The organism is Allobosea sp. GW823-FHT02B03, from assembly GCF_058797755.1.
Genome location: NZ_JBXAJY010000006.1, coordinates 445,073 through 468,279, shown reverse-complemented (window position 1 = coordinate 468,279; position 23,207 = coordinate 445,073). Strand labels below are relative to the sequence as shown.

General features: G+C 69.1%; 18 protein-coding genes. 11 read left to right on the top strand and 7 right to left on the bottom strand.

Annotated features, from left to right (window positions below; translation table 11 throughout):
* Nucleotides 1-92: 92 nt before the first annotated feature.
* Nucleotides 93-881, top strand: coding sequence for a HesA/MoeB/ThiF family protein (locus AC1REK_RS22365; RefSeq protein WP_492270146.1), 789 nt, complete (start codon nucleotides 93-95; stop codon nucleotides 879-881).
* Nucleotides 882-891: 10 nt separating this feature from the next.
* Here the strand turns inward: AC1REK_RS22365 and gshB are convergent, their stop codons facing one another.
* The 3 genes from gshB to rsmI all read right to left on the bottom strand — a co-directional run bounded on the left by gshB (nucleotide 892) and on the right by rsmI (nucleotide 3,217).
* Nucleotides 892-1,839, bottom strand: coding sequence for a glutathione synthase (gene gshB, locus AC1REK_RS22360; protein ID WP_291648067.1), 948 nt, complete (start codon nucleotides 1,837-1,839; stop codon nucleotides 892-894).
* A 68-nt stretch (nucleotides 1,840-1,907) separates the two neighbouring features.
* The gene (locus tag AC1REK_RS22355; protein ID WP_316021369.1) at nucleotides 1,908-2,288 is read right to left on the bottom strand and encodes a YraN family protein; all 381 of its coding nucleotides are present in this window, start codon (nucleotides 2,286-2,288) and stop codon (nucleotides 1,908-1,910) included.
* Complete coding sequence (gene rsmI / locus AC1REK_RS22350) at nucleotides 2,285-3,217, bottom strand: 16S rRNA (cytidine(1402)-2'-O)-methyltransferase (protein WP_327521606.1); 933 nt, start codon at nucleotides 3,215-3,217, stop codon at nucleotides 2,285-2,287. The genes AC1REK_RS22355 and rsmI overlap by 4 nt, the downstream gene beginning before the upstream one ends.
* Before the next feature lie 175 nt (nucleotides 3,218-3,392).
* Between rsmI and AC1REK_RS22345 the strand changes: the two genes are divergently transcribed.
* Nucleotides 3,393-4,610 carry a penicillin-binding protein activator gene (locus AC1REK_RS22345; protein ID WP_316021371.1) on the top strand — a complete coding sequence of 406 codons (1,218 nt, stop codon included), beginning with the start codon at nucleotides 3,393-3,395 and terminating at the stop codon, nucleotides 4,608-4,610.
* A 161-nt stretch (nucleotides 4,611-4,771) separates the two neighbouring features.
* On the opposite strand, the gene AC1REK_RS22340 is transcribed toward AC1REK_RS22345, so the two are convergent.
* Together AC1REK_RS22340 and AC1REK_RS22335 are read right to left on the bottom strand one after the other, a co-directional pair.
* Complete coding sequence (locus tag AC1REK_RS22340) at nucleotides 4,772-7,057, bottom strand: NADP-dependent malic enzyme (RefSeq protein ID WP_316021374.1); 2,286 nt, start codon at nucleotides 7,055-7,057, stop codon at nucleotides 4,772-4,774.
* Nucleotides 7,058-7,189: 132 nt separating this feature from the next.
* Complete coding sequence (locus AC1REK_RS22335) at nucleotides 7,190-9,022, bottom strand: methyl-accepting chemotaxis protein (RefSeq protein ID WP_327521604.1); 1,833 nt, start codon at nucleotides 9,020-9,022, stop codon at nucleotides 7,190-7,192.
* 102 nt (nucleotides 9,023-9,124) lie between these two features.
* Here AC1REK_RS22335 and mutS point away from each other — a divergent pair, with 102 nt between their 5' ends.
* Nucleotides 9,125-11,857 carry a DNA mismatch repair protein MutS gene (gene mutS / locus AC1REK_RS22330; protein WP_492270147.1) on the top strand — a complete coding sequence of 911 codons (2,733 nt, stop codon included), beginning with the start codon at nucleotides 9,125-9,127 and terminating at the stop codon, nucleotides 11,855-11,857.
* 105 nt (nucleotides 11,858-11,962) lie between these two features.
* Here the strand turns inward: mutS and AC1REK_RS22325 are convergent, their stop codons facing one another.
* Both AC1REK_RS22325 and AC1REK_RS22320 read right to left on the bottom strand, forming a co-directional pair.
* Complete coding sequence (locus AC1REK_RS22325; RefSeq protein WP_492270148.1) at nucleotides 11,963-13,186, bottom strand: TIGR03862 family flavoprotein; 1,224 nt, start codon at nucleotides 13,184-13,186, stop codon at nucleotides 11,963-11,965.
* Nucleotides 13,183-14,226, bottom strand: a complete 1,044-nt coding sequence (locus AC1REK_RS22320; protein ID WP_492270149.1) for a GMP reductase — start codon at nucleotides 14,224-14,226, stop codon at nucleotides 13,183-13,185. The genes AC1REK_RS22325 and AC1REK_RS22320 overlap by 4 nt, the downstream gene beginning before the upstream one ends.
* 189 nt (nucleotides 14,227-14,415) lie before the next feature.
* Here AC1REK_RS22320 and AC1REK_RS22315 point away from each other — a divergent pair, with 189 nt between their 5' ends.
* The 8 genes from AC1REK_RS22315 to AC1REK_RS22280 all read left to right on the top strand — a co-directional run bounded on the left by AC1REK_RS22315 (nucleotide 14,416) and on the right by AC1REK_RS22280 (nucleotide 23,166).
* The gene (locus AC1REK_RS22315; protein WP_291639397.1) at nucleotides 14,416-14,769 is read left to right on the top strand and encodes an ArsR/SmtB family transcription factor; all 354 of its coding nucleotides are present in this window, start codon (nucleotides 14,416-14,418) and stop codon (nucleotides 14,767-14,769) included.
* 394 nt (nucleotides 14,770-15,163) lie between these two features.
* Complete coding sequence (locus tag AC1REK_RS22310; RefSeq protein ID WP_492270150.1) at nucleotides 15,164-15,838, top strand: glutathione S-transferase family protein; 675 nt, start codon at nucleotides 15,164-15,166, stop codon at nucleotides 15,836-15,838.
* 38 nt (nucleotides 15,839-15,876) lie between these two features.
* On the top strand, nucleotides 15,877-16,350 hold the full coding sequence (locus tag AC1REK_RS22305) for an SRPBCC family protein (protein ID WP_492270151.1): 474 nt from the start codon (nucleotides 15,877-15,879) through the stop codon (nucleotides 16,348-16,350).
* Between the two features lie 144 nt (nucleotides 16,351-16,494).
* Nucleotides 16,495-18,288: an ABC transporter ATP-binding protein/permease gene (locus tag AC1REK_RS22300; protein ID WP_492270152.1), complete on the top strand. Its 1,794-nt coding sequence runs from the start codon at nucleotides 16,495-16,497 to the stop codon at nucleotides 18,286-18,288.
* Between the two features lie 81 nt (nucleotides 18,289-18,369).
* Nucleotides 18,370-18,936 carry a hypothetical protein gene (locus tag AC1REK_RS22295; RefSeq protein WP_198162333.1) on the top strand — a complete coding sequence of 189 codons (567 nt, stop codon included), beginning with the start codon at nucleotides 18,370-18,372 and terminating at the stop codon, nucleotides 18,934-18,936.
* A 335-nt stretch (nucleotides 18,937-19,271) separates the two neighbouring features.
* A complete protein-coding gene (locus AC1REK_RS22290) occupies nucleotides 19,272-20,789 on the top strand; it encodes an ABC-F family ATP-binding cassette domain-containing protein (RefSeq protein ID WP_492270153.1) in 1,518 nt (505 codons plus the stop codon).
* A 236-nt stretch (nucleotides 20,790-21,025) separates the two neighbouring features.
* Nucleotides 21,026-21,973 carry a lysylphosphatidylglycerol synthase domain-containing protein gene (locus AC1REK_RS22285; RefSeq protein ID WP_492270154.1) on the top strand — a complete coding sequence of 316 codons (948 nt, stop codon included), beginning with the start codon at nucleotides 21,026-21,028 and terminating at the stop codon, nucleotides 21,971-21,973.
* A gap of 143 nt (nucleotides 21,974-22,116) precedes the next feature.
* On the top strand, nucleotides 22,117-23,166 hold the full coding sequence (locus AC1REK_RS22280) for an ATP-binding protein (protein ID WP_327521594.1): 1,050 nt from the start codon (nucleotides 22,117-22,119) through the stop codon (nucleotides 23,164-23,166).
* Nucleotides 23,167-23,207 lie beyond the last annotated feature (41 nt).

Sequence of the window (23,207 nt, the reverse complement as noted above, 5' to 3'; positions counted from 1 at the left end):
GGCATGGCACCCGATTCCTGGCCACCGATTCCGCGCTCCGGATCGCGAGCACCCGATTGCTGCGCGGGCGCGATCGGCCTAATCCTGAGGGCATGATGCTGAGCGATGCCGAGATCGAGCGCTATGCCCGCCATCTGGTGCTGCCGGAGATCGGCGGCCCCGGACAGGCACGGCTGAAGCGCGCGCGGGTGCTGGTGATCGGCGCCGGCGGGCTCGGCGCGCCGTTGCTCGCCTATCTCGCCGCCGCCGGCGTCGGCACCATCGGCATCGTCGACGACGACCATGTCTCGCTGTCGAACCTGCAGCGGCAGATCATCTTCGGCACGGAGGATGTCGGCGCGCGCAAGGCGGTGGCGGCGGCGGGCTTCATCAAGCGGCTGAACCCGCATGTGCAGATCGAGGAATACGTAACGCGGATCGACCCGCACAACGCCCGCGCGCTCGTCGCCTTCTACGACGTCGTCGCCGAGGGTTCTGACAATTTCGCGACGCGCTATGCGGTCTCCGATGCCTGTTTCCACGAGGGCAAGCCGCTGGTCACGGCGGCGCTCGGCCGCTTCGACGGCTCGCTGACCACGATCAGGGCGCATGAGACCGGGCCGGATGGCGAGCCCAATCCGACCTATCGCTGCCTGTTCCCCAACGAGCCGCCGCCCGGCACGATCGCACCCTGCGCCGAGGCCGGCATTCTGGGGGCGTTGCCCGGCGTGATGGGCTCGCTGATGGCGCTGGAGGTGCTGCGGACGATCGCCGGATTCGGCGAGCCTCTGGTCGGCAGGCTCCTGCTGGTCGACGCGATGGCGATGCGCTTCGAGACGATGCGCTATCGCTGGGACCCGGAGAACCCGCTCAACGGAACGCCCGTCGCAGCGACGGGATGAGCCGGGGCGCTCAGAGCGCCGCCCGCTTCGCCTCGATCACGTCGAAGAGCTGCGCCGCGAGATCGGGGCCGCCGAGCTTCTTGATGGCGCGGACCCCGGTCGGGGCGGTGACGTTGATCTCGGTCAGCTTGCCGCCGATCACGTCGATGCCGACCAGCAAAAGGCCGCGTTCCCTGAGCGCTGGGCCGATACGCTCGCAGATCTCCAGCTCGCGCTTCGAGAGGTCGGTCGGCCGGGCCGCGCCGCCGCGCACCATGTTGGCGCGTAGGTCGCCCTCCGCTGGCACGCGGTTGACCGCGCCGGCCGCCTTGCCGTCGATCAGGATGATGCGCTTGTCGCCCGCGGTGACCTCCTTCAGGAAGGCCTGGACCACCCAGGGCTCGCGGAAGAGATTGGCGAAGAGGTCGCAGAGCGAACCGAAATTCGGGTCGCCCTTGCCGGTCTTGAACACGGTCGCGCCGCCATGGCCGTAGAGCGGCTTCATGACGATCTCGCCGAACTCCTCGCGGAAGGCCTCGATCTCGGCCTTGTCGCGGGTGATCAGCGTCGGCGGCATCAGCTCCGGGAAATGCGTGACGAACAGCTTTTCCGGCGCATTGCGGACCTCGGCGGGGTCGTTGACCACCAGCGTCTTCGGATGGATGCGCTCGAGCATATGCGTCGAGGAGACATAGGCCATGTCGAAGGGCGGATCCTGGCGCAGCAGCACCACGTCGAGCGTCGAGAGGTCGGTGCGCTCGGGCTCGCCCAGCGTGTAGTGGTCGCCCTCGACATCGCGGACCTCGACCGGGTTGATCACGGCGGTGACCTTGCCGTCGCGCAGGGTGAGCTTGTCGGGGGTGTAGGTGAAGAGCTTGTGGCCGCGCGCTTGCGCTTCCAGCATCAGCGAGAAGCCGGTGTCGCCGGCAATGCGGACCTTCTCGATCGGGTCCATCTGGATGGCGACGTTCAACGGCATGGGTGCGCTCCGGTTGTGAGCGCTTTATCGAGCCTGCCGCCGCGCCAGCGCAAGGGGCTCGTCCTGCGTCAGAGCGTGAGCTCGAAGACGGCGGGGACATGGCGCGGCAGGCGCCAGGGCGCGAGAAACACGGCATCGGCCCGCAAATGGCGCTGCATCGCCCAGGGATTGCGCGCCAGCCATTGCCGGATGCGCGCCTCGATCAGGCGCCTCTTGTCGGCAGTGATCGCGCCCGCCGCCTCGTCGAGCGCAGCGCGGCGCTTCACCTCGACGAAGGCGATGCTGTTGCCGCGCGTCATGATCAGGTCGATCTCGCCGCCCTTGCCGCCGAAGCGCCGTTCCAGCAGGCGATAGCCCTTGGCGCTGAGATAGAGCACGGCGAGCCATTCGCCGCGCCGCCCGGCGAGGCCGGAATGGCGGGCGCGACGGCTGCGGGCCGCCTCGCTCACGGCGTCCGCGTCAGCTCGAGCGCGCGGGCATAGACCAGGCGCCGAGGCTGGCCGCTGGCGGCCGTGACCTGCGCCACCGCCTCCTTCAGCGAGAGCGTTTCGAGCGCCGCCTGCAGCGCTTCGTCGAGCGCGGCGCCGCTCGGCGCCAGGGCGGCGGCGTCCGGCGGGCCGATGATCACCACGATCTCGCCGCGGGCTTCCTCGGCCTCGCCATAATGGGCGGCGAGCTCGGAAAGCCGCCCGCGCCGGACGTTCTCGTAATACTTGGTCAGCTCGCGCGCGACCGCGCCCGGCCGCTCTCCGAGCACCACCGCCGCGTCGCCCAGCATCTCGGCGAGCCTTCGCGGCGATTCGAAGAAGACGAGCGTGCCGGGGATGGCGGCAAGCTCGGTCAGCCGCGCCTTCCGGGCCGCGCTCTTCGGCGGCAGGAAGCCCTCGAAGAAGAAGCGGTCGGTCGGCAGGCCGGCGAGCACCAGCGCCGCCAGCACCGCAGACGGCCCCGGGATGCCGGTGACCGGCAGACCTTCCGCCACCAGCTCGGCGACCAGCTTGTAGCCGGGGTCGGAGACCAAAGGCGTGCCGGCATCCGAGATCAGCGCGAGCTTGCCGCCCTGGCGCAGCCTCTCGAGGATCTTCGGACGCATCTGCGCCGCATTGTGCTCGTGATACGGCAGGAGCGGCGTCGCGATGCCGTAATGCGCCAGCAGCGTCTTCGAGGTCCGGGTGTCCTCGGCGAGAACGGCGTCCGCGGCGGCGAGCGTCGCCAGCGCGCGAAAGGAAATGTCCTTGAGGTTGCCGATCGGTGTCGCGACGATGTGCAGGCCGGGCGCCAGCGGCTCGGCCTCGGCCCGCAGCCCGAAGGCGGTGTAGCTCGGTGGGGCATCTTTGGCGCGGCCCGGGAGCGGCGCGGCGGGGGAAGGCGCTGACATGGCGGCGAAACTGCCACAGGCGCTGCCGGGATGCCATCGCGCCGGCGGCAACTCATAGTTAACAGCTTGAAAATACCATCCCTGGCTGGCAGGTATTTTCCCGTGGTCCGGGGGGATATGCACCGCCGGGCGCGACCGTGAGGACGCGCCCTGCTCAGCAGTGGAGACGAAACCCGTGTCGCGCCCAGTTGGAATTCCAGATCAGGCGCCCCTCGCCGGCGTCTCGCGGCGGCTGATTCTGGCCAGCGGCGCCTCGCTCCTGCTCACCGCCTGCAGCGGCGGAACCTCCGGTTTGCCCGGCTTCGACAGCGGCGCTGGTGGCGCCGCCTCGGCTCCGACCGGCCCAACGATCGGGACCGGCTCGGTCAAGGTCGGGCTGATCCTGCCGCTGACCGCCGAAGGCGCCGGCGCGACGGTCGGCAACTCCCTGAAGAACGCCGCCGAGATGGCGCTCGCCGAATTCCCCGGGGCCGACCTGACCCTGCTGGTCAAGGATGATCGCGGCACGCCCGACGGCGCCCAGGCCGCCGCTCAGGCGGCATTGCGCGAAGGCGCCGAGCTGATCATCGGCCCGCTCTTCGCGCCCTCGGTCCAGGCCGTCGCTCAGGTTGCGCGTGGCGCCGGCAAGCCGGTGATCGCCTTCTCCAGCGACAGCAACGTCGCCTCCCGCGGCGTCTACCTGCTCTCCTTCCCGCCAGAGAACGACGTCAACCGGGTAATCGCCTACGCCGCCTCGCAGGGCCGCAAATCCTTCGCCGCGATGGTGCCGGACACTGCCTATGGCAAGGTCGTCGAGGCCGCCTTCCAGCAGGCGGTGGCCGATCGCGGTGCCCGCGCCGTGGTGATCGAGCGCTTCGGCGCCGACGCCAACAGCATGCGCGCCTCTGCCGGCCGGCTGACGCCTGCCCTGCAGCAGGCCGATGCGCTGTTCGTGCCGGGCGATGCCAACGCCATGCCGCAGCTCGGCCTGATCCTGCAGCAGGCCGGCTACGACCCGGCCAAGGTCAAGCCGCTCGGCACCGGCGTCTGGAACGATGCCGCCGTCGCCCGTATCCCCGCCATCCAGGGCGGCTGGTTCGCCTCGCCCGACACGGCCGGCTTCAATGCCTTCGCCGGCCGCTACCAGAAGCGCTTCAACAGCGCGCCGACCCGCACCGCGACGCTTTCCTACGACGCCGTCTCGCTCGCCGCCGCGCTCGCCAGGACACAAGGCAGCCAGCGCTTCTCCGAATCCGTGCTGACCAATCCCTCGGGCTTCGCCGGCGCCGATGGCGTCTTCCGCTTCAGGCCGGATGGGCTGAACGAGCGCGGTCTCGCCGTGCTCGAATTGCGCAACGGCCAGATCGTCACGGTCAACGCCGCCCCGCGCGATCTCGGACCCCGGACGAACTGACGTAACCCGGGCGCGTCGCTACCAGACGCAGCCCTCTGGCCCGGGCTTCGGCCGGCCAGGGATCAATTCCAGGAAGCTCCATGGAAAAAGGCGCCTCGACGGGCGCCTTTTTCGTCTCGAGATGCTCGGGCCTTCGCCCGAGCACGACATATGCGGTTCGATCACCCGCCGATATTGAACGCCGCCAGCGCCGCCATGTTGACGATGTCGGAATCCTTGGCGCCGAGCGGCACGATCTGCACCGGCTTGTCGAGGCCGACGATCAGCGGGCCGATCACGGTCGAGCCGCCGAGCTCCTGCAGCATCTTGGTCGAGATCGAGGCCGAGTGGAACGCGGGCATGACCAGGACGTTGGCCGGGCCGGTCAGGCGGCAGAACGGGTACTGCGCCATCAGATCGCGGTTCAACGCGACGTCGGCCGCCATCTCGCCGTCATACTCGAAATCGACGCGCTGGTTGTCGAGGATCGCGACCGCCTCGCGCACCTTCGCCGAGCGCTCGCCGGGTGGGTGTCCGAAGGAGGAGAAGGCGAGCATCGCGACCCTCGGCTCGTAGCCGAGGCGCCGCGCCACGCCGGCCGCCTCGATCGCGATCTCTGAGAGCTCGCGGGCCGTCGGCATCTCGTGGATCGCCGTGTCGGCGACGAGCACGGTGCGCCCGCGGGCGACCACCACGGAGACGCCGATGACGCGGTGGCCCGGCTTCTCGTCGATGACGCGGCGGACTTCCTCGAGCGCGATCGAGTAGTTGCGGGTGACGCCCGTCACCATCGCATCGGCATCGCCCAGCGCCACCATCGCCGCGGCGAAATGGTTGCGGTCCTGGTTGATCAGGCGCTGGCAGTCGCGGAACAGGTAACCCTGCCGCTGCAGCCGCTCGTAGAGATACTGCGCATAGGCGCTGTTGCGGTGCGACAGCCTGGCGTTCTGGATCTCGATGCCCTTGGCCTCGAGATCGACGCCGAGGAAGGTCGCGGCCTCGCTGATCCGCTCCTCGCGGCCGACCAGGATCGCCTTGCCGAGCCCCTGGTTGACGAAGGAGGCGGCGGCGCGGATCACCTGCTCCTCCTCGCCCTCGGCGAAGACGACGCGCTTCGGATAGCGGCGCACGCGCTCGATGATGCGGTTGAGCGTGCCGGCGACCGGGTCGCGCCGCGCCGAGAGCTGCGCCTTGTAGGCGGCGGTGTCGACGATCGGCTTGCCGGCGACGCCGGTATCCATCGCCGCCTTGGCGACGGCCATCGGCACGACATGGATCAGCCGCGGATCGAACGGCACGGGGATGATGTATTCCTTGCCGTAGCGCGGGCGCGCGCCCTGATAGGCGGCGGCGACCTCGTCCGGCACGTCCTCGCGTGCGAGGTATGCGAGCGCCTCGGCCGCCGCGATCTTCATCTCCATGTTGATCGTCGTGGCACGCACGTCGAGCGCGCCGCGGAAGATGAAGGGGAAGCCCAGCACATTGTTGACCTGGTTCGGATAATCCGAGCGCCCGGTCGCCATGATCGCGTCGTCGCGCACCGCCGCGACCTCTTCCGGGGTGATCTCCGGGTCGGGATTGGCCATCGCGAAGATGATCGGGTTCTCGGCCATGGAGGCGACCATTTCCGGGGTCACCGAGCCCTTCTGGGAGAGGCCGAAGAAGGCATCGGCGCCCTCCATGGCCTGCGCCAGCGTGCGCCGGTCGGTCACGGCCGCATGGGCCGATTTCCACTGGTTCATGCCCTCGGTGCGGCCCTGGTAGATCACGCCCTTGGTGTCGCAGAGGATGACGTTGTCGGGCTTGAAGCCCATCGCCTTCAAAAGCTCGATGCAGGCGATGGCGGCGGCGCCGGCGCCGTTGATCACGAGCTTCGTCGTCTTGACGTCGCGCCCCGTCAGGTCGAGCGCGTTGATCAGGCCGGCGGCGGCGATGATCGCGGTGCCGTGCTGGTCGTCATGGAAGACCGGGATGTCCATCAGCTCGCGCAGGCGCTGCTCGATGATGAAGCATTCCGGCGCCTTGATGTCCTCGAGATTGATGCCGCCGAAGGAGGGGCCGAGATAGCGCACCGCCTCGATGAACTTGTCGGCATCCTCGGTGTCGACCTCGAGGTCGATCGAATCGACGTCGGCGAAGCGCTTGAACAGGATCGACTTGCCTTCCATCACCGGCTTGGAGGCGAGCGCGCCGAGATTGCCCAGGCCGAGAATGGCGGTGCCGTTCGAGATCACCGCGACGAGGTTGGCGCGGGCGGTGTAGTCATAGGCGCGGCTGGGGTCCTCGGCGATGGCGAGGACGGGGACGGCGACGCCGGGCGAGTAGGCCAGCGAGAGGTCGCGTTGCGTCGCCATCGGCACGGTCGGAACGATCTCGAGCTTGCCCGGCCGGCCGTCCGAGTGGAACAGCAGAGCTTCCTGGTCGGTGAAGGTCGGGCGGGTGCGCTTGATCGGTGGTCGGTCGTTCATGCGTTTGTTCTTTTTCACAGACGTTTCCTCGGGGGGAAACGACCATAGGGCAGCGCCCGCCCGCTCCACAAGGCGCGATTGCCGACCATGGCTCTTGCCTGAACGGAGAAGGTCGCCGCCTCGCCGAAGCGTTCAGAGGCGGCCGCGCACCCGGGCGACGAAATCGCCGACATAGCGGTCGAGCTCGACCGATTGCTCGCTGACCCGCCGCGCCGCATCGACCACCCGCGAGGCGGTTTCGCCGGTCGAGCGCGCCTCGTCGCCGAGCGCCGCGACATTGCCGGTCACCGTCGTCGTCGAGCCGGCGACGGCCTGTGCGTCGGCCGCGATGCCGGAGGCGATCGTGCCTTGCGTGTTGACGACCCGTGCGATCGCCCCCGAGGTGGTTTCGATCGTGCCCATCGTCGCTTCGATCTGCCCGACGGCCTCGGCTGCCGTCGCCGCGGCGGCACGAATCTCCTGCAGCGTCGCCGCGATGTCGCGGGTCGCCTTCTGGGTCTGTTCGGCAAGGTTCTTGACCTCGCCGGCGACCACGGCGAAGCCGCGCCCGGCGGTGCCGGCCCGCGCCGCCTCGATGGTGGCGTTCAGCGCCAGCAGGTTGGTGCGCGCCGCGATGTCCTCGATGAAGTCGAGCACGGCGCCAACCTGGTCGGCGGCGAGGGCGAGGCCGTTGACGTCGCGCCGGGTCGAGCGGACATGGCTCGCCGCCTCCTGCGCCGTCTCGGCTGCCAGCCCGGTCTGCCGGGTGAGCTCGCGGATCGAGGCGTCGATCTCCTCCGCCGCCAGCGCGACGCTGCCGACACGGTGCGAGGCGAGCTGCGCCTGCTGGGTGACGTCGACCGCCCGCTGGGTGGTATGGTCGGCATTCGCTGCCATCTGCCTTGCCGCCTCGTGCATGTCGCGGGCCGATTCGCCGACCTGACGCAGGGCCTTGCCGACGGTGACTTCGAGATTGGCCGCCAGCTCCTCGAGCGCCGAGCGGCGGAGATTCTCGACTTCGTCGCGCCGGGTCTCCAGCGTCTTCTCGGGGGTGATATCGAGCAGGATGCCGTCCCAGATCACCGTGCCGTCTGGGAGGCGTCGGCAGGAGGCCTCGCTGCGCAGCCAGATGATCGCGCCGTCGACGCCGGCATAGCGCGCCTCGAACCGCCAGAGATCGCCATAGCCTTCCGGGTTCATGCGCGCCGTCTCGAAGCGCGCCCGGTCCTCGGGCAGCATCTTGCCGAGCCAGGTTTCCGGATCGCGCTCGACCTCCTCCTTGGTGATCCCGAGCAGCCGGTCGATGGCGAAGGAGGCGAAATGATAGCTCAGCGAGCCATCGGGGTGGACGATGCGCTGGTAGAGCGTGCCGGGCGCCCGCTGGATCAGGGAGCGCAGCCGGTAGGCGTTCTCGCGGCGCTCGCGGTCATTGTGCACGACGAGCCCGACCAGGATCGTGCCGATCGTGTTGACCAGGATGATCATCGGGACGGCCTTGCGCAGGAAGCGCTCGGCGATCGCCGGGTCCGGCATGAACAGCACAGAGAGCAGAAGGCATAGCGCTCCGATCCCGCTCAGCACCACGAAGTCGCCCAGCCCGAAGGAGCGGCGCTGCCGGTAAAGCCATGCCGCATAGGCGACGCCGGCGAGGGCGTTGAGGAAGATTCCGGCAAGGCCGGTCGCCATGCCGGCACCGCCCTGGCTGTAGCGCAGTGCCGCGAGTGGCAGGGCTGTCAGCACGGCGGAAATCGGCCCACCGATCGGCCCGGCGAGGATCGCGAGCGTGTTGCGGGAATCGACGACGACGCCGGCTTCCACCACGAAGGGGAAGGCCATGCTGCACAGCGCGGCGGCCGCGAACAGGGCGCCGATCGTGACCTGGCGCAGGATCGGCCGCTGGTCGAGCCAGGGCGCGACGACCGTCACCACCAGCGCGGCGAGCAGCAGGAAGGAAAGGCTCTCGACGAGGTTGATCAGGAGCGACATGGGGGCCTTTGGCCGAAAATGGCCCGGTCAGCCTGCTTTCAATTGTTGAAAGTCTCCCTAACGGATGGCCTTGGCGGCGTGATTTGATAGCGTGCCGGCGCGATGCACAGCACCTCTCCCCGCGACACCAAGAGTCCCCCTGCCGCCGCCGGCGCGAGCGCCGATCCCGGCCGCGTCACGCCGATGATGGCGCAGTACGTCGAGATCAAGACTGCCAATCCGGACAGCCTGCTGTTCTACCGGATGGGCGATTTCTACGAATTGTTCTTCGAGGACGCCGAGATCGCTTCGCGCACCCTCGGCATCGTCCTGACCAAGCGCGGCAAGCATCTCGGCGAGGACATCGCGATGTGCGGCGTCCCGGTCGACCGGGCCGACGACTATCTCCAGCGCCTGATCGCCGCCGGCCATCGCGTTGCCGTCTGCGAGCAGACCGAGGATCCGGCCGAGGCCAAGAAGCGCGGCGCCAAATCGGTGGTGAAGCGCGATGTCGTCCGCCTCGTCACGCCCGGCACCATCACCGAGGAGCGCCTGCTCGAGCCCGGCCGCGCCAGCCTGCTCGTCGCCGTGGCGCGGCGCCGCCTCAGCGATGTCAGCTATGCCTATGGCATCGCCGCCGTCGACATCTCGACCGGCCGTTTCAGCGTGCTGGAAACCGATGCGCGTGGGCTCTCGGTCGAGCTGGCGCGGCTGGAGCCGCGCGAGATCGTCTGCCCGGACGCGATCCATGAGGATCCGGAGCTCAAGGAGGTCTGGCGCGATACGCCCGCGGCGGTGACGCCGCTGGCCCGCGAGGGGCTCGATCCGGCTTCCGGCGAAAGGCGGCTCAAGGAGTTCTTCGGCGTCGCGACGCTCGATGCCTTCGGCGCCTTCAGCCGCGCCGAGATCGCCGCCGCCGCGGCGGCGCTCGCCTATGTCGAGCGCACGCAGTTCGGCGCCCGTCCGCCGCTCTCGCCGCCTCGCCGCGAGGGCGAGAGCGCGGCCATGCTGATCGACGCGGCGACGCGGACCAATCTCGAACTGACGCGCACCTTGTCCGGCGAGCGCGCCGGCAGCCTGCTCGCCACCATCGACCGGACGCAGACGCCAGGCGGCAGCCGGCTTCTGGCCGAGCGCCTGGCGGGGCCGCTGACCGACCCTGCCGAGATCGCCCGCCGGCACGATGCCGTCGCTGCCCTGGTCGAGGCTCCCGGGCTGCGCGAGGATCTGCGCCGCGATCTCGCCCGCGTTCCCGACATCGCCCGTGCCTTGTCGCGCCTCGCGCTCGACCGCGGCGGCCCGCGCGATCTCGCCGCGCTCGGTGCCGGGCTGGAGGCTGCGCGCGCCATCGCCGCCGCCCTGTTGCGCCATGCCGAGATTCCGCTGGAACTGCGCGAGGCGGCGCTGGCGCTCGGCCGCACCGATCCCGACCTCGGCGCGCGGTTGTCGGCGACGCTCGCAGACGAATTGCCGCTGCTGCGGCGCGATGGCCGCTTCGTGCGCGAGGGCTTCGATCCTGCCCTCGACGAGCTGCGCCTGCTGCAGGTCGATTCGCGGAAGGTGATAGCCCAGCTCCAGGCCCGTTATGCCGCCGAGACCGACTGCCGCACGCTGCGGATCAAGCACAATTCCATGCTCGGCTACTTCGTCGAGGTGCCGCAGGCGGTCGGTGAGAGCTTCCTGAGGGAGCCCTGGCGCGCCGTCTTCGTGCACCGCCAGACCATGTCGGATGCGATGCGCTTCTCCTCGGTCGAGCTCGGCGAGCTCGAGGCCAAGATCGCCTCGGCCGCCGACCGGGCGCTGAAGCTGGAACTGTCGATCTTCGCCGAGCTGACCGCGGCCGTGCTCGATCAGGCCGAGCCGATCAAGGCGGCGGCCCTGGCGCTGGCCGCGATCGACGTCGCCGCCGCGCTGGCCGAGCTCGCGGTCGATGGCGGCTGGACCCGCCCGCTCGTCGACGACGGCGCTGCCTTTTCTATCAAGGCAGGCCGCCACCCGGTCGTCGAAGCCGCGCTGAAGCGTGAGGGCCAGCCCTTCGTCGCCAATGACAGCGAGCTTTCGCCTGCCGGTAAGCGCCAGGATGGCCGCATCTGCCTGATCACCGGTCCGAACATGGCGGGTAAGTCGACCTTCCTGCGCCAGAACGCGCTGATCGCCGTGCTCGCGCAGATGGGCTCCTTCGTGCCGGCCGGCAGCGCCCATATCGGCGTGGTCGACCGCCTGTTCTCGCGCGTCGGCGCCGCCGACGATCTCGCGCGCGGCCGCTCGACCTTCATGGTCGAGATGGTCGAGACCGCGGCGATCCTGAACCAGGCCGGACCGCGCGCCCTCGTCATCCTCGACGAGATCGGCCGCGGCACTGCGACCTTCGACGGGCTCTCCATCGCCTGGGCGGCAATCGAGCATCTGCACGAGGCCAATCGCTGCCGGGCCCTGTTCGCGACGCATTACCACGAGCTGACCGCGCTGGCGGATCGGCTCGACCGGGTCGCGAACGCGACGGTGCGCGTCACCGAATGGAATGGCGAGGTCGTCTTCCTGCACGAGGTCGTGCCCGGCGCCGCCGATCGCTCCTACGGTATCCAGGTCGCCAAGCTCGCCGGCCTGCCCCCGGCCGTGGTCGAGCGTGCCCGCGCCATTCTTGGCGAACTCGAGAAGAGCGAGCGCGAGAAGCCGGTGGCGGCGCTGGTCGACGATCTCCCGCTCTTCGCCGCGCAATTGCGCAGCCCGTCGCCAGCGCCTGCGGTCGCGGCCGGCCCCGATCTGCTCAGGGAGGCGCTCGCCGGGCTCGACCTGGACGAGATGACGCCGCGCGAGGCGCTGGAAGCGCTCTATCGGTTGAAGGGGCTGAACTGAGAGCGACCTCATCCTGAGGAGGCCCGCAGGGCCGTCTCGAAGGATACTCCAGAATCTTCCGAGCCTCCTGAAACATCCTTCGAGACGCGGGCTGCAGCCCGCTCCTCAGGATGAGGGCTTGTTTAGGAGCCTCTCGATCCCCTCGGCTGCGGCGACGCCGGTCGCGAAGCAGGCCTGAAGCAGGTAGCCGCCGGTCGGCGCCTCCCAGTCGAGCATCTCGCCGGCGACGAAGACGCCGGGCAGGCGCTTCAGCATGAAACCTGCGTCGATCTCTTCGGCGAGGATGCCGCCGGCCGTCGAGATGGCGCGTGCGATCGGCGCCGTCCCGGTCAGCCGGAGCGATGCCGTTTTGATCAGTCGGGCGAGGTCCGCCGGTTCGGCCGGCAGCGGACCGTCCGAAGCCTCGCGCAGCACGGCGATCGCGACCGGCGACAGGCCGGCCGCCTTGCGCAGATGGTTGCTGAGCGTCTCGCCGGCGCGGCGCCTTTCGAGCCGGGCGGTCAGCGCGGCTTCGTCGAGATCGGGGCGCAGGTCGATGGCAAGCTCGGCATGGCCATCGCGTGCGATCGCCTCGCGCAGCGGTCCCGACAGCGCATAGATCGCTCCGCCCTCGATGCCATCGGCGTCGATCATCGCCTCGCCCATGGCGCGCCGCCCGGCAAAGGAGAGGGCGATCCGCTTCAGCGGCTGTCCGGCGAAGCGCTCGCGCATCACCGGCGACCAGTCGACCGAGAAACCGGCATTGGCCGGGCGTAGCGGAGCGATCGCGACGCCCTTCTCGGCCAGCGCCGTCTGCCAGCCGCCATCCGAGCCGAGCCTTGGCCAGCTCGCGCCGCCGAGCGCCAGCAGCGTGGCCGCCGGGCGAAGCGTTTCGACCGCCCCGTCGCGGTTGGCAAAGCGCAGGGCGCTGCTCTCGTCCCAGCCCGTCCAGAGCCGGCCGGCCTGCAGCCTGACGCCGAGCCCGTCGAGCCGCACCAGCCAGGCACGCAGCAGGGGCGAGGCCTTCATCGCCTTCGGGAAGACCCGGCCGCTCGAGCCGACAAAGCTCTGCGCGCCAAGTCCGTCGGCCCAGTCGCGCAGCGCGTCTGGCGGGAAGGCTCTGATCGCCGGCTCGAGCCAGAGGCGAGCCTCGCCATAGCGGCCGAGAAATCCGTCGAGGGGCTCGGAATGCGTCAGGTTGAGCCCGCCCCGACCGGCGAGCAGGAATTTGCGCGCCGGCGAGGGCATGCGTTCGTAGAGCGCCACCCGGTGCCCGGCCTGCGCCAGCCGTTCGGCCGCGATCAGCCCGGCCGGCCCGGCGCCGATGATGGCGACGTCCGGTTCGCTCAATTGCCGAACACGGTGTTGAGCTGGGCGCCGACCATGATGAAGGTGGTGCGCTTCGACATCTCCTTGAGGCGCACCGCACCGATATAGGTCATCGCCGAGCGGACCCCGCCCATGATCTCCTGCATCGTGCCCTCGACCGGGCCTCGATAGGGCACCTCGACGGTCTTGCCCTCGGAGGCCCGGTACTTGGCGACGCCGCCCGAGTACTTGTTCATCGCCGTGTCCGAGGACATGCCGTAGAACACCATCGCGACCGGCATCTTCTCGCCGTCGCGCTCCTCATAGCGGATCTCGCCCTCGCATTCGTCATGGCCGGCGAGCATGCCGCCCATCATCACGAAGTCGGAGCCGCCGCCATAAGCCTTGGCGACGTCGCCCGGCACGGTCAGCCCGCCATCGCCGCAGACCAGGCCCTTCAGGCCGTGGGCGGCGTCGGAGCATTCGATGATCGCCGAGAGCTGCGGATAGCCGACGCCGGTCATCTTGCGGGTGGTGCAGACCGAGCCCGGGCCGATGCCGACCTTGACGATGTCGGCGCCGGCCAGGATCAGCGCCTCGGTCATGTCGCCGGTGACGACGTTGCCGGCCATGATCGCGGCGTTCGGGAAGGCGTCGCGCGTCGCCTTGACCGTGTCGACGAACTTCTCGGTGTAGCCATTGGCGACGTCGAGGCAGATCTTGTCGATCGGCGCCTTCGCATGCACCGCCTTGAGCTTGTCATGGTCGGCTTCGGTCGTGCCGAGCGAATAGAAGGCGTTGGCCGAGCCCGGCTCCTTGAAGAAGGCGATCAACTCGTCCGCGCTGTAGTGCTTGTGCAGGGCGACCATGGCGCCGTGCTTCAGCAGCGCGCGCGCCATTGCCATGGTGCCGACCACGTCCATGTTCGCGGCGATCAGCGGGAAGCCGGACCATTCGCGGCCGGTATGGGCGAAATGGAAGCTGCGGTGGACGTCGACCTCGGAGCGGCTGCCGAGGGTCGAACGCTTGGGCCGGATCAGCACGTCGCGGAAATCCAGCTTCGGGTCGTTCTCGATACGCATGGCAAAAGCTCCGGCGGCTGTCGCAGACGGTTGAATGGCACACGCGGGATAAGAGAGCGTGCCGGGATTCATAGCCGCTCGGACCCGCCGGAGGCAATGCGCCGGATGTCGCGCTGCGTCTCGGAAAGAAACTTTAGAGAGCGCTAAAGTTTCTCTCGACAGGCTGCCAGCATCAGGATACTTAAGCGCATGCTTCACCAACCAGACCAGCTCGATCTGATGTTCCAGGCGCTGGCGGACCCGAACCGCCGGCAGATGGTGCAGCGGCTCAGCGAGGGGCCGGCCAGCGTCAGCGAGCTCGCCGCTCCCTTGCAGATGACGCTGTCGGCTGTGGTCCAGCACCTCGCCGTGCTCGAAGGCGCCGGGCTGGTGCGCTCGCAGAAGATCGGGCGCGTCCGCAACTGCCAGCTGGAGACGCAGGCGCTACGCGCAGCCGAGCGCTGGATCAGCGAGCGCCGGACCTTGTGGGAGCGGCGCTTCGACAGGCTCGGCGCCTTTCTCGCCGAACAGGCTGCGGAAACCGAAGAGGAGAACGGCGCATGACGGAACGATCGGTCGTCCATGCCAGCTTCGCGATCGAGCGTCGCTATGATGCGAGCCCTGCCCGCGTCTTCGCCGCCTTCGCCGATCCCGTTGCGAAAAGGCGCTGGTCGGCCTGCCATGACGAGGGCGGCCTCGGCCAGCACAGCCTCGATTTCCGCGAGGGCGGCAGCGAGACCATGCGCGGCGCGAGGGGGCCGGTACCCGCCTCCTCTTCACCGAGCAGGCGGCCTTTCTCGACGGCCACGACAAGCCCGATTGGCGCGAGCAGGGCACGGGCATCGGCTTCGACCGGCTGGCCGACTACCTCGCTCTGGAGCAGGCGCCCGCCTGAGCAGACGCCTTATCGACCGAAGTCCTTCAACCCGCTCCTACCAAGAAGCAGGAACGCGAAGCCATGTCCCTGACGCTCTACTTCCACCCGCTTTCCGGCTTCTGCCAGAAGGTGCTGGTCGCGCTCTACGAGAACGGGACGCCGTTCACGCCGCATCTCGTCAATCTCGGCGATCCCGACGAGCGGGCCGATTTCCTGAAGCTCTGGCCGCTCGGCAAGTTCCCGCTGCTGCGCGACGACCGACTCGGCAAGCTCGTGCCGGAGACCAGCCTGATCATCGAGCATCTCGCCTTGCATTATCCCGGCCCGGTTACACTGCTGCCGGAGAACCCGGTCACGGCGCTGGAGGTCCGCCGGCTCGACCGGCTCTTCGATCTCTACGTCGCCATTCCCATGCAGAAGGTGGTGCTCGACCGGCTCAGGCCGGAGGAGAGCCGCGACGCTGTCGGCGTCGCCGAGGCCAAGGCGACGCTCGCCTCCATCTATGACGTGCTGGAAGCCGAGATTGGCGAGCGGCAATGGGCCGCCGGCGACGACTTCAGCATGGCCGACTGCGCAGCCGCGCCCGCGCTCTTCTATGCCGAGCGGGCCCTGTCCTTTCGCGACAGCCATAAGCGGCTCCGGGCCTATTTCGACCGCCTGCGCACGCGTCCCTCCTATGCCCGCGCCCTCGCCGAGGCTGAGCCCTTCTTCCAGTTCTTCCCGCGTCGCGAGGGCGATGCCGGGCTCAGCCGCTGACCCCTGACGAACAACCGCTCAGTGAAAGGAAAACGCTCATGAGCAGGAGTCCCGTCACCCATGCGAGCTTCACCATCGAGCGCAGCTATGCCACGCCGCCCGCCAAGGTCTTCGCCGCCTTCGCCGACCCCGCGATCAAGCGCCGCTGGTTCGCCGAGGGCGAGGGCTGGACGGTCGAGCAGTTCGACGTCGATTTCCGCGTCGGCGGCTTCGAGCGCAGCCGTTTCCGCTATCAGGGCGGTCCGCCGATCACCAATGAATCGGTCTATCAGGTGATCCAGCCGAACGAGCGCATCATCCTCGCCTATGCGATGGCGATCGACGGCGTGCCGCTTTCCGGCTCGCTGCTGACCATGGAATATTTGCCCGAGGGCAGCGGCACCAAGCTCGTCTTCACCGAGCAGGGCGCCTATCTCGGCGGCAAGGATGACCCGGTCCATCGCGAGGAAGGCTCGCGCGAATTGCTGGAGAGCCTGGCCCGGATCCTCGGCGAGGAGGCGAAGGCGGCCTGAGGGCTCCCGCCTGGCGTCGCTGACGCTTTCATTCAGCCGCAGTTCATCCCGGCCTGACTAAGCGGCATCATGGGCTTGGCCCGGACCGGGAAGACCCGGCCGGCCACCGCCCGCGATGTTGCGATCCGGGGGGATCAGAAGGCTGTGCTGAAGGCGCTAGACCAGCATGCCAGGGATACCGGCCTGCCATCCGACTGGCAGGTCGCGAAGAGCTTCGCCCGCCTGACCGGCGGTTTCTGGCGTGGCGCCAGCGCCGGCAAGGCCTGGTTCTGGTCGATCTCGCTGGCGAGCGCGATCATCCTCGCCGTCTTCGCCAATGTCACCGTCAACCGCTGGAATGGCTGGTTCTTCGACGCGCTGGAGAAGAAGGACGGGGAGAGCGCGCTGATCGCCATGGCGGTCTTCCCGGTGCTGGTGCTGATCGCCGCCGGCCTCGGTGTCGTCATCCTGGTTTCACGGGAAACATTCCAGGTCCACTGGCGCGCCTGGGTCACGGCCAGGCTCGCCGATGGCTGGATCGGCGAGCGCAGGTTCTACCGGCTCGGCCTCTCCGGCTACGAGCCGGCCAACCCCGAATACCGCATCGCCGACGATGTCCGCTGGGCGACCGAGCCGGTGGTCGACTTCGCCATCGGCCTGCTCTCGGCGGTGATCACCGCGATCACCTTCATCGGCATCCTCTGGAGCATTGGCGGCTCGCTGACCGTCTCGGCCGGCGGCACGACCTTCGAGATCCCCGCCTATATGGTGCTGGCGGCCATCGTCTATGCCGTGCTCGTCTCCAGCCTGATCACCTGGGTCGGCCGGCCGCTGCCGCGCCTGATCGCCGCCCGCAACGAGGGCGAGGCGCGCCTGCGCTTCTCGCTGATGCGCATCCGCGACCATGGCGAGACCATCGCGCTCTCGCGCTCCGAGACCGGCGAGCGCCGCGCCGTCGCCGCGACCTATGACAATCTCGTCGGGCGCTGGCTCGCCATGATCCGCCAGCGCGGCCGGCTGACCTGGATCACCAATGGCAGCGGCGCGTTGGTTCCGGTGGTGCCGCTCCTGCTCGCCGCCCCGAAATACCTCTCCGGCGAGATGTCGCTCGGCGACGTCGTCCAGGTCGCCGCCGCCTTCGTCGCCGTGCAGAATGCCTTCAACTGGGTGCTCGACAACTTCATGCGCATAGCCGAATGGCTGGCGTCGGCACGGCGGGTCAACGAGCTCGCAGTCGCGCTCGGCACGCTCGATCATGGCCATTCCGGCGGCGAGATCGCGGTCGAGACCAGCGCCGATGGCTGCCTGCGGCTGGGGGATCTCACTCTCACCGACCGCGACGGGCGGACCCTGCTGGCCGATTTCGCCGTCGAGTTGCCGCCGGGCGCGACCCTGCATGTCGCGGGCGAGCTCGGCCATGGCAAGGCGGCGCTGATCCAGGCGGTCGCCGGGCTCTGGCCCTGGGGCAGGGGCAGCGTCGCGCTGCCGGCCGAGGCGCGGCTCGCGGTGCTGCCGCAAAAACTGCATCTCTCGGAAGGCAGCCTGCGCGCCGCGCTCGATCCTGCCGGCGACCACAGCGTCGAGGCGGCCAAGGAAGCGCTGCGCAGCTACGGGCTCGCCGGCCTCGTGCCGCAGATGGACCAGCCGCGCGACTGGGACAAGGCGCTGACCACCGGCGACCGGCAGCGCCTGGCGCTGGCGCGGGCCGAGCTCGCCAATCCCGACATCCTCGTGCTCGACGAGGCCACCAGCGGGCTCGAGACCGAGGCGGCACTGGAACTGCTGGCGCATATCAGGGCGACACGGCCGCAGGCGATCATGCTGCTGATCGGCCAGAGCCCGGGCTTCGCCGAGGTCTCCTGCCGCCACCTCACCATGCGCCGTGCCGGCGGCGTCGCCCGCATCGCCGGCGGCGAACCGGCGCGTCCCGTCGTCCTGGCCGAGGCCGGTGGGGGCTGAGAATCTACAGCCAACCTTGCATTCAGCCGGCGTTCAGCCGCGTCCGGCGCTTCTTTCCCGCAATTTTCACGGAGTTTCGCCATGCAGATGCACATCTGGGACGTCTATTGGGGCCTGCGGGTCGAGCAGTGCCCCTGCGACGTGCACTTCGTCGAATGGCTCGAGGAAGAAGGCATCACCGGCAAGCGCATCTATCATTTCGGCACCGGCGGCCATCATTACATCGGCATCCGCTGCGCCGAGCCGGAGCTGGACTGCACCGTGCTCGGGATCACCGCTTCGCCGAAGGAATATGACGCCTTCGTCAAGCTGGCGATCGACAACCCGACGATCACCAAGAGCTACAGCGCCTATTTCGGCGACATCTACACCAGCAATGCCAAGCTGCTGCCGCGCTTCGACATCGTCACCCTGTTCCATTCCTGCGAGTTCCGCAGCGAGAAGAACGACGCCTATGGCGCGCTGACCGATCTCGAGGTGATGCAGCTCTTCACCGACCAGACCGATGCCGGCGGGCATATCCTGTTTTACACTGGCTCCTTCGCCTATGAGACGGCCAAGCCGATCATCGAGGAATGGGCGAAGTCGCGCCCGGTCGAGGAAATCGGCGAGTTCAAGACGCTCCGGATCTTCCGCAAGACCGCCTGAGGCGATTGCGCCGTCCGAAAAACGGCGCTAATTCCCTTGCGTCGACCCACACGAGAAAGGAGGGCTGCGTGATCACGTTCTTTCGTCACCATCGTCAGCGCGGCCCCGTTCAGGCCCTGCAAGACTAGCTTGCAGGGCTGACCTCAGAGCCTCCCTTTCGGTTCTCTCTCCGGTCTGCCCTTCGTGGTGGCGCAGCATCTGGCCTCATCGCCCGGATGTCCTGCGCGCTGTTCCACTCAATCGAGCCGACGCCGTTCCGGCGTTTCGCATTCGAGGCATGGGGCGCCGGGCGCGCCCCGCCGAATGACGGCTCGGGCAGTCCAGAGACCTGAACCATGACCATGATCAATCTGAGGAAGCTCGGCGTCACGCTGGGCGCACCGCTGTTTTCCGACCTCACCCTCGCGATCGCCCCGGGCGACCGGCTCGGCCTCGTCGCCGCCAATGGCCGGGGCAAGTCGACCCTGCTCCGCTGCCTCGCCGGCACGGCTGAGCCCGGCAGCGGCGAAATCACCCGCTCGCGCGGCCTGCACATCGGGCATGTCGAGCAGGACATCGCGCCACGGCTCGGAGAATTGCCGTTCCGGGAGCTGGTGCTCGGTGCGCTACCGGCCGAGCAGGTGCAGAGCGAGCGCTGGCGTGTCGAGGTCGCGCTCGACGCGCTCGACGTGCCCGAAGCGTTGCGCGAGCGGCCGCTCGCAGAGCTGAGCGGTGGCTGGCAGCGGCTCGCCATGCTCGCCCGCGTCGCCGTGACCGAGCCTGATCTCCTGCTGCTCGACGAGCCGACCAACCATCTCGACCTCGGACGCATCGGCCAGCTCGAGAACTGGCTCGCTGCCCTGCCGCGCGACATGGCCGTGGTCGTCGCCAGCCACGACCGCGCCTTCCTCGACGCTGTCACCAACCGCACGCTGTTCCTGCGCCAGGAGCAGTCGCAGCTCTTCTCGCTGCCCTATTCGCGGGCTCGCATCGCCCTCGATGAGATCGACGCTGCCGATGCGCGCCGCCACCAGCGCGACATCAAGGCGGTCCAGCAATTGCGGCGGCAGGCGGCCAAGCTCAACAATATCGGCATCAATTCCGGCAGCGACCTCCTGCTCAGCAAGACGAGGCAGCTCCGGGCGCGGGCCGAGACGCTGGAGGAGGCGGCGCGGCCGGCGCATCGCGAACGCTCGGCCGGCGCGATCAGGCTCAGCCATGCCGGCACGCATGCGCGCGCCCTCCTGGCGCTGGAGGATCTGCCGGTCACGGCACCGGACGGGACCCTGCTGTTCAGGACGGGCAAGCGCTGGATCAGCCCCGGCGACCGCATCGTGCTGCTCGGCGACAACGGCGCCGGCAAGTCGCGGCTGGTCGGTCTGCTCCAGGCGGCGATCGCCGGCAGGGAGGTTCCCGGCGTCAGGGTGACACCCTCGCTGGTCCCCGGCTTCGCCAGCCAGGACCTCGCCGAATTCCCCGGCAGCGAGACGCCGCACCGGCTGATCAGCCGGCGCTTCGATGTCGGCGACCAGCCGGCGCGCAGCCTGCTCGCCGGGGCCGGCATCGCGATCGACCGGCAGGAGAGCCCCATCGGGACGCTGTCGGGCGGGCAGAAGGCACGCCTCGCCATGCTGGCGCTGCGCCTCGTCAGGCCGAACTTCTATCTGCTCGACGAGCCGACGAACCATCTCGACATCGAGGGCCAGGAGGCGCTCGAAGCCGAGCTGACGGCGCAGGAGGCGAGCTGCCTCCTGGTCTCGCATGATCGCAGCTTCGTCCGGGCGGTCGGCAACCGCTTCTGGCAGATCGAGCACCGGCGGCTGGTCGAGGTCGAGGGGCCGGAGGCCTTCTTCGCCCGGGCGGCGGCCGGCTAGGCCAGCTTGGCAGGCCGTACCGCTGTCGCCGGACTGTCGCAAATGGCGGTCCGGCACGCCTGCGCCGGCTTCATGGCGCGCATTCGCCGCGTGCCGCGCGCTTGTGGTTCGCAACCGAGGCGCTATCTCTCGGGTCCGGGCGGTCCCGCCGCCTGCCTGCAATCCGCCTTGCCCGCCGAGATCCGGGCATCAACACGACAAGAGCCCGCATGTCTTTCGGCCCGCACGAGCCAGGAATGCCGCTGCGCAAGCGCAGCCGCTGGTGGTGGCTCGGCCCGCTCGCCAGCGCGATCATCTTCCTGGCCTCGCTGGTCGTGCTCTATTTCATCGTCCGCGAGATCGAGCCCGGCGAGCTCGCCAAGGCCTTCGCCAATGCCAGCCTCCGGCAGCTCTCGCTCGCGCTCGCCTTCACCGCGCTGAGCTATCTCCTGCTCACCGGCTATGACGCGCTGGCCCTGCGGCGCCTCGGCCTCTCGATCCCGTACCGCACCACGGCGCTCGGCTCCTTCACCAGCTATTCGGTCTCCTTCACGCTCGGCTTCCCGATCGTCACCGGCGGCACGGTGCGCTACTGGGTCTATGCCGCCAAGGGCGTGCGCGCCTCGGAGGTCGCGAGCCTGACGGTGATCGCCGGCCTGACCTTCTGGCTCGGGCTCGGCATGATCTTCTGCGTCAGTCTGTTCTACGCGACGGAATCGGTCGCGCAGCTGGCCCGCACCTCGCCGCTGCTGATCCAGGCGGTCGGTGCCATCACGGCTCTCGGCATCCTCGGCTATCTCTTCTGGGTCGCCACCGGCGAACGGACCTTGCGGGTGCGCGGCTGGAACCTGCCTCTGCCGGGGCTCGGGGTGACGCTCGGCCAGATGCTGCTCGGCGCCTGCGAGGTCTCCGCCGCGGCGGCCGTGCTCTTCGTGCTGCTGCCGGGCGGGCACAACCTCTCCTATGAGAGCTTCCTCGCCGCCTATATCTTCGCCTGCCTGATCGGTATCGCCAGCCATGCGCCGGGCGGGCTCGGCGTCTTCGAGGCAACGATGCTGATCGCGCTCAGCCGCCTGCCCTTCGAGCAGGTGCTCGGCGCGCTGCTGTTGTTCCGGATCATCTACTACATCCTGCCCTTCATCCTGGCGCTGGTGCTGCTGGCGCTGAACGAGATGGGCCGGCGTATCCGGCGCCACGAAATCTAGCCGGCGCTGGCAGTACTGTCATACAGCCGTGCTTGGCCCGACGGTTCCGGCCGCGCCCCGTCGCCGGGAAGAGAATTGCGCGCCGTTGCGAGACCTGCCTATGAGGGCGGCGTCCGCAACGCCGCCGCGGAAGGCCGAGCAGCATGCACGATCTCGTCGATCCCAGAGCCCCTGTCACTGCCGCGCTGATCGAGGCGATCGGCGTCGCCGTGATCCTGCTCGACCAGCAGGGCACCATCCAGGCGCTGAGCCCGGCCGCCCGCTCGTTGATCGCCGGGCTGGAGAAGGGCAAGCAGCTCGCGCTGGTGATGCGCGACCCCGACATGATCGACGCGATCGATCAGGTTTCGCGTCAGGGCGGCCGCCGCGCCATCGAGCTGATCGAGCGCGTTCCGATCGAGCGCACCTTCCGCATCCACATCGCCGCGCTGGCCGGCCAGGGCGAGCGCCGCGCCGTCCTGCTGACCTTCGAGGATCTCAGCGAGCAGCGCTTGACCGAGCGCATGCGCGTCGACTTCGTCGCCAATGCCAGCCATGAACTGCGCACTCCGCTCGCCTCGGTGCTCGGCTTCATCGAGACGCTGCAGGGCCCGGCCCGCAACGACGAGAAGGCGCGCGAGCGCTTCCTGCAGATCATGCGCCAGCAGGCCCTGCGCATGGCGCGGCTGGTCGACGACCTGCTCTCGCTCTCGCGCATCGAACTCAAGGCGCATCTGGCGCCGCAGACCCCGGTCGATCTCGGCGAGATCGCCCGCACGATCCTCGACGCGCTGGTGCTGATGGCGCGCGAGCGCGACGTCACCCTGGTTCTCGACCTGCCGCCGCAGCCGGTGGTGGTCGCCGGGGACCGCGACGAATTGCTGCGGCTGATGGAGAACCTCGTCGAGAACGCGATCAAGTACGGCCGGCCCGGCGGCGAGGTCGCGATCCGGATCGAGGGCGGCGCCGAGGCCAGCTTCAGCGTCCGCGACGACGGGCCGGGCATCGCCTCCGAGCACCTGCCGCGCCTGACCGAGCGCTTCTACCGCGTCGACAACGCTGCCAGCCGCGAGGCCGGAGGCACCGGGCTCGGGCTCGCCATCGTCAAGCACATCGTGCTGCGCCATCGCGGCCGGCTGACGATCGAGAGCGTCGTCGGCGAGGGCGCGACCTTCAAGGCGGTCCTGCCATTGTTGGCCGAATCCGGCCGTTAACGAAACGTGACAGCTGCCGTTGCGGCTTGATGACGATCTGT